The organism is Prevotella sp. P6B4 (assembly GCF_000619985.1).
Lineage (GTDB): Bacteria > Bacteroidota > Bacteroidia > Bacteroidales > Bacteroidaceae > Prevotella.
The window spans coordinates 1-5,354 of the sequence record NZ_JHVE01000038.1 but is presented as its reverse complement, the minus strand read 5'-3'; the positions used below and the strand labels follow the sequence as shown (position 1 = coordinate 5,354).

The 5,354-nt window shown below is 50.6% G+C and carries 6 protein-coding genes and 1 tRNA gene; 3 read left to right on the top strand and 4 right to left on the bottom strand.

What is annotated here, in order from left to right; genetic code table 11:
• A partial coding sequence (locus T491_RS17525; RefSeq protein WP_197018886.1) for a transposase occupies nucleotides 1-166 on the top strand: 166 nt, incomplete at its 5' end.
• A gap of 211 nt (nucleotides 167-377) precedes the next feature.
• Here T491_RS17525 and T491_RS16775 read toward each other — a convergent pair.
• The 3 genes from T491_RS16775 to T491_RS0115125 form a co-directional block, all read right to left on the bottom strand.
• Nucleotides 378-1,268, bottom strand: coding sequence for a cation diffusion facilitator family transporter (locus tag T491_RS16775; RefSeq protein ID WP_036916228.1), 891 nt, complete (start codon nucleotides 1,266-1,268; stop codon nucleotides 378-380).
• Between the two features lie 99 nt (nucleotides 1,269-1,367).
• Nucleotides 1,368-1,450 (bottom strand) — tRNA-Tyr (locus T491_RS0115130).
• Between the two features lie 53 nt (nucleotides 1,451-1,503).
• Nucleotides 1,504-2,268: an amidohydrolase gene (locus T491_RS0115125; RefSeq protein WP_028904624.1), complete on the bottom strand. Its 765-nt coding sequence runs from the start codon at nucleotides 2,266-2,268 to the stop codon at nucleotides 1,504-1,506.
• A 143-nt stretch (nucleotides 2,269-2,411) separates the two neighbouring features.
• Between T491_RS0115125 and T491_RS0115120 the strand changes: the two genes are divergently transcribed.
• On the top strand, nucleotides 2,412-4,424 hold the full coding sequence (locus tag T491_RS0115120) for a transketolase (protein WP_028904623.1): 2,013 nt from the start codon (nucleotides 2,412-2,414) through the stop codon (nucleotides 4,422-4,424).
• 49 nt (nucleotides 4,425-4,473) lie between these two features.
• A complete protein-coding gene (gene rpiB / locus T491_RS0115115) occupies nucleotides 4,474-4,920 on the top strand; it encodes a ribose 5-phosphate isomerase B (RefSeq protein WP_028904622.1) in 447 nt (148 codons plus the stop codon).
• Nucleotides 4,921-5,188: 268 nt separating this feature from the next.
• Here rpiB and T491_RS17520 read toward each other — a convergent pair.
• Nucleotides 5,189-5,354 (bottom strand): transposase (locus tag T491_RS17520; protein ID WP_197018886.1); only part of this gene is annotated, 166 nt, incomplete at its 5' end.

The window sequence follows — 5,354 nt, the reverse complement described above, 5'->3', positions numbered from 1 at the left end:
CAAAGACAAGTCCAGGGAAAGATATAAGATAGAGGCAAAAAATGCAGAGCTGAAGCACGTCTATGGCTACAACAGGGCAGAATCATATGGCCTGTACTCCATGCAAATGCAAGGAGCTATCACCATTTTTGCCGCAAATATCAAGAGAATCCTCAAACTAATCTGAGCAAAGAATATATTTCTCAAAAAAAGCTCTTTAAGAAGCCGTATAAACCTCATCTGGGGGTATTACTGACCACAAACTGAAAATTGAAAAAAGCAGATTGCCAATCCGTATGTAACGGCTATATGCAATCTGCTTTTAATAAAAATCAAGGTTGCCCCCTCAAATGGAGGGCTTTTTCAGTGCCCTCGCCGGTTGGCGGGGTTCTTTTTTTCTATTGCTCTGATATCGGTTCTACGTGTACGGCAATGTGAGTATCCGGCCCGTAGTGCTGCCGCAGTATATCTTCCACCTCCGAGGCCTTATCGTGTGCTTCACAGAGTGTCATCTGCCCATCCATCAGCACATGCAACTCGATGGCATAATGATTTCCCAATCGTCGGGTACGCAACTCATGAGGCTCAGTTACGCCAGGCACCGAGGCAGCCAGCTGCAGTATCTCATCCTCCACGGCATCGGGTAGCGACTGCTCCATCAGGTCGCCGATACCATTGCGCAACAGGTCGATTGCCACTTTTGTGATAAACAGACCCACAATAACCGACGCTATCGGATCGAGTACCGTCCAGCGCTGACCTAAGAAGATAGCCCCACCTATACCAACAGCCGTACCTACCGACGAGAGCGCATCGCTGCGGTGATGCCAGGCATTAGCCTCTACCGCCTGCGAGTTCAACTTACGAGCCTCCCGCATCGAGTAATGATACACCGCCTCCTTCAGCACAATCGACAACAGAGCAGCCCACAGGGCCAACAGGCCCGGCGCCTTAAGTTCTCCCCCTTGTGCCCAGACAATAATCTTAGAAAGTCCGCTATACACAATGCCGATAGCTACTATCAGGAGTGCTATGCCGATAATGGTCATGGCCAGCGTCTCGAACTTTCCGTGTCCGTAGTCGTGCGATTTGTCTTTCGGTTTGCCGCTGATGTGTACAAACAGCAGCACGATGATATCCGTTACAAAGTCCGACAGCGAGTGTACAGCATCGGCCACCATAGCTGCACTGTGGCCCACAATACCAGCCACAAACTTGAAGAGCAGCAGCACCACATTCACGGCACCACCCACCATCGTCACCCGATATATCTCCTTATTTCTATCCATTTGCTGGCAAAGGTAAACAAAAAAAAGCGAATACGCCAAGATTTTCCGCTTTTTTGTTGCGAGAAACAAAAAAGCCCACCTGTTGGTGAGCTTTTTCTGTGGGTGCTGATGGATTCGAACCACCGAAGTCGAAAGACAGCAGATTTACAGTCTGCCCCATTTGGCCACTCTGGAAAACACCCTTGTTTTGAAATCGGGTGCAAAGGTACACATAATTTTTGAGTTGGACAAATTTTTAGGCAGAAAAATTATCCGCATCGTCCAAAACGGGGAATTTTTCACGGAATCGGCGCAGTTCATCCATGTTCAACTCAGCCGTAACCACCTGTTCTGTAGCAGATGTGCACCCGGCAACCGTACGTCCATAAGCATCGATAACCACCGAATCGCCTACATAATTGCATGCCTGATCGCTGCCCACGCGGTTCACACCTACCACAAAGCACTGGTTCTCGATGGCACGTGCTTTCAACAATGTCTGCCATACATCACGACGCTTGTCAGGCCAGTTGGCCACATAGATCATGGCATCGTAGTCGCCACGGTTGCGCGAGAACACAGGGAACCGCAGATCGTAGCACACCTGCAGCAGGAACCTGACGCCCTGCCACGCAACCACCACACGCCTGTCGCCAGCCACATAATCCCGGTTTTCGCCAGCATAGGCAAACAGATGGCGCTTGTCGTAGAAATCGAACGTGCCATCGGGACGGACAAAGTAGAGCCGATTGCGCAGCTGTCCCAGCTCATCCACCATTGCCACACTACCGGCAACAGCCGCATGGAGCCACGCTGCCTGATACTTCATCCATGCCAGAACCTGTTCCGCCTGTTTGCCAGCTTGCGCTGTCGCCCCCTCTGCCATAAACCCGGTAGCAAAGGTTTCTGTCAAGACATAAAGACCGGCCCCTGATGGCTCTCCAAGCAGCTCATCAAGGTGTTTCAGGTTCCATTTCAAGTCATCACAACGGATGGTATGTTGTACAATTGACACTTTCATAACAACACATTACTTTATTATATGTTGCAAAGATATATCATTTTTCTAACATTGGGTACAATTTATCAAGAAACCAGCACTTAATTCGAAGTTTTTTTGTACCTTTGCGGCAAAAATTTACGTTTTTCAATTAATTATTCATTATGAACGACAACAAAGTTATGAACATGGCAGCGGATAATATCCGTATCCTTGCTGCTTCGATGGTTGAAAAGGCAAAGTCGGGTCACCCCGGCGGTGCTATGGGTGGTGCAGATTTCATCAACACCCTGTACAGTGAGTTCCTGGTTTACGATCCCGAGAATCCCGCCTGGGAGGGTCGCGACCGCTTCTTCCTCGATCCAGGTCACATGGCTCCTATGCTCTACAGCCAGTTGGCTCTTATTGGCAAATATACCCTCGAGGATCTGAAGAACCTTCGCCAGTGGGGTTCAGTAACTCCTGGACACCCCGAGCGCGAGATTGAGCGCGGCATCGAGAACACCTCTGGTCCTCTTGGTCAGGGTCACTGTTTCGCAGTAGGTGCTGCTATCGCCGCTAAGTTCCTGAAGGCTCGTCTGGGTAATGTCATGAACCAGACCATCTACGCCTACATCTCTGATGGTGGTGTACAGGAGGAGATTTCACAGGGTGCTGGTCGTATTGCTGGTAACCTGGGACTCGACAACCTCATCATGTTCTACGACGCTAACGATATTCAGCTCTCTACCAAGACCGAGGTGGTTACCTCTGAGGATACCGCCAAGAAGTACGAGGCATGGGGCTGGTTTGTACAGAAAATCGACGGTAACGATGTTGACCAGATTCGCGAGGCCATCAAGAAGGCTCAGGCCGAGAAGGATCGCCCATCACTCATCATCGGTCACTGCGTAATGGGTAAGGGTGCCCGTAAGGCTGACAACAGCTCTTACGAGAGCAACTGCGCTACTCACGGTGCTCCTCTCGGTGGCGATGCTTACATCAACACCATGAAGAACCTGGGTGCCGATCCCGAGAACCCATTCCAGATATTCCCCGAGGTTCAGGAGATGTACGCTAAGCGTGCCGAGGAACTGAAGAAGATTGTAGCAGAGCGCTATGCCGAGAAGGCTGAGTGGGCAAAGGGTCACCCCGAGCAGGCCAAGCAGCTTGAGGAGTGGTTCAGCGGTAAGGCTCCTGTTATCGACTGGAGCAAGGTTGAGCAGAAGGCAGGTGCCGCTACACGTGGTGCCAGTGCTACTGTACTGTCAGCTCTCGCTGAGCAGGTTCCCAACATGATCTGTGCTTCGGCCGACCTTTCTAACTCAGATAAGACCGACGGCTTCCTGAAGAAGACTCACGACCTGGTTCGTGGCGACTTCAGCGGTGCCTTCTTCGAGGCTGGTGTAGCCGAGCTCACCATGGCTTGCTGCTGCATTGGTATGGCTCTGCACGGTGGTGTTATCCCCGCTTGCGGTACCTTCTTTGTATTCTCTGACTACATGAAGCCCGCCGTACGTATGGCTGCCCTCATGGAGCTGCCCGTTAAGTTCATCTGGACTCACGATGCCTTCCGTGTAGGTGAGGATGGTCCTACCCACGAGCCTGTTGAGCAGGAGGCACAGATCCGCCTGATGGAGAAGCTGAAGAACCACCACGGTAAGAACTCTGTATTGGTAGTTCGTCCTGCCGATGCCGAGGAGACCACCGTTTGCTGGCGCATGGCTATGGAGAATGTTGATACCCCAACAGCCCTGATCTTCTCTCGTCAGAATATCGATATGCTGCCCGAGGGCAACGACTACAACCAGGCCACCAAGGGTGCTTACGTTGTAGCTGGTAGCGACGAGAACTTCGACGTTATCCTGCTGGCTTCAGGTTCTGAGGTTTCTACGCTCGAGGCAGGTGCTAAGCTGCTCCGCGAGGACGGTGTAAAGGTTCGCGTGGTTAGCGTTCCTTCTGAGGGTCTGTTCCGCAGCCAGAGCAAGGAGTATCAGCAGAGCGTACTGCCCGCTGGCGTTAAGAAGTTCGGTCTCACCGCTGGTCTGCCCGTAAACCTCGAGGGGCTGGTAGGTGCCGACGGTACAGTATGGGGCTTGGAGAGCTTCGGTTTCTCTGCTCCTTACAAGGTGCTCGACGAGAAGCTCGGCTTCACCGGAGAGAATGTATATCAGCAGGTTAAGAAATTACTTGCTTAATTAATAACAAGGCACGGATTCAGGTCCGTGCCTTTTAAAATTTAAGACTATGGAAGTAAAAAAAGTAGGAGTAGCTTGCGATCATGCAGGCTTCGCTTTAAAGCAGTTTGTGCTCCAGTACCTGGAGGAGAAGGGTTACCCCTTTAAGGACTATGGTACATGGAGCGATGCCAGTGTTGACTATCCTGACTTTGGACACGCACTGGCCGAGGGTATCGAGAGTGGCGAGGTTTATCCCGGTATTGCCATCTGTGGCAGTGGCGAGGGTATCTCCATCACCCTGAACAAGCACCAGCAGGTGCGCGCCGGACTGTGCTGGATTCCTGAGATTGCACATCTCATCCGTCAGCACAACGATGCCAACGTACTGGTAATGCCAGGTCGTTTCATCGACAACAACATGGCTCGTAAGATTATGGACGAGTTCTTCACCGCCAGCTTCGAAGGTGGCCGTCACCAGAAGCGCGTTGATAAGATCGCGATTAAGTCAAAATAAAAGCTCGCTTTCATTTTCGAACGTGAGCGATCTCGACCGAAGGTCAAGATCCCCGTACAGAAAAAACCCTCGGCAATTGCCGAGGGCACTGAAAAAGCCCTCCATTTGAGGGGGCAACCTTGATTTTTATTAAAAGCAGATTGCATATAGCCGTTACATACGGATTGGCAATCTGCTTTTTTCAATTTTCAGTTTGTGGTCAGTAATACCCCCAGATGAGGTTTATACGGCTTCTTAAAGAGCTTTTTTTGAGAAATATATTCTTTGCTCAGATTAGTTTGAGGATTCTCTTGATATTTGCGGCAAAAATGGTGATAGCTCCTTGCATTTGCATGGAGTACAGGCCATATGATTCTGCCCTGTTGTAGCCATAGACGTGCTTCAGCTCTGCATTTTTTGCCTCTATCTTATATCTTTCCCTGGACTTGTCTTTG

Coding starts and splice junctions, on each gene's coding strand:
- T491_RS16775 (WP_036916228.1), bottom strand. CDS start 1,268: ATGGATAGAAATAAGGAGATATATCGGGTGACGATGGTGGGTGGTGCC.
- T491_RS0115125 (WP_028904624.1), bottom strand. CDS start 2,268: ATGAAAGTGTCAATTGTACAACATACCATCCGTTGTGATGACTTGAAA.
- T491_RS0115120 (WP_028904623.1), top strand. CDS start 2,412: ATGAACGACAACAAAGTTATGAACATGGCAGCGGATAATATCCGTATC.
- rpiB (WP_028904622.1), top strand. CDS start 4,474: ATGGAAGTAAAAAAAGTAGGAGTAGCTTGCGATCATGCAGGCTTCGCT.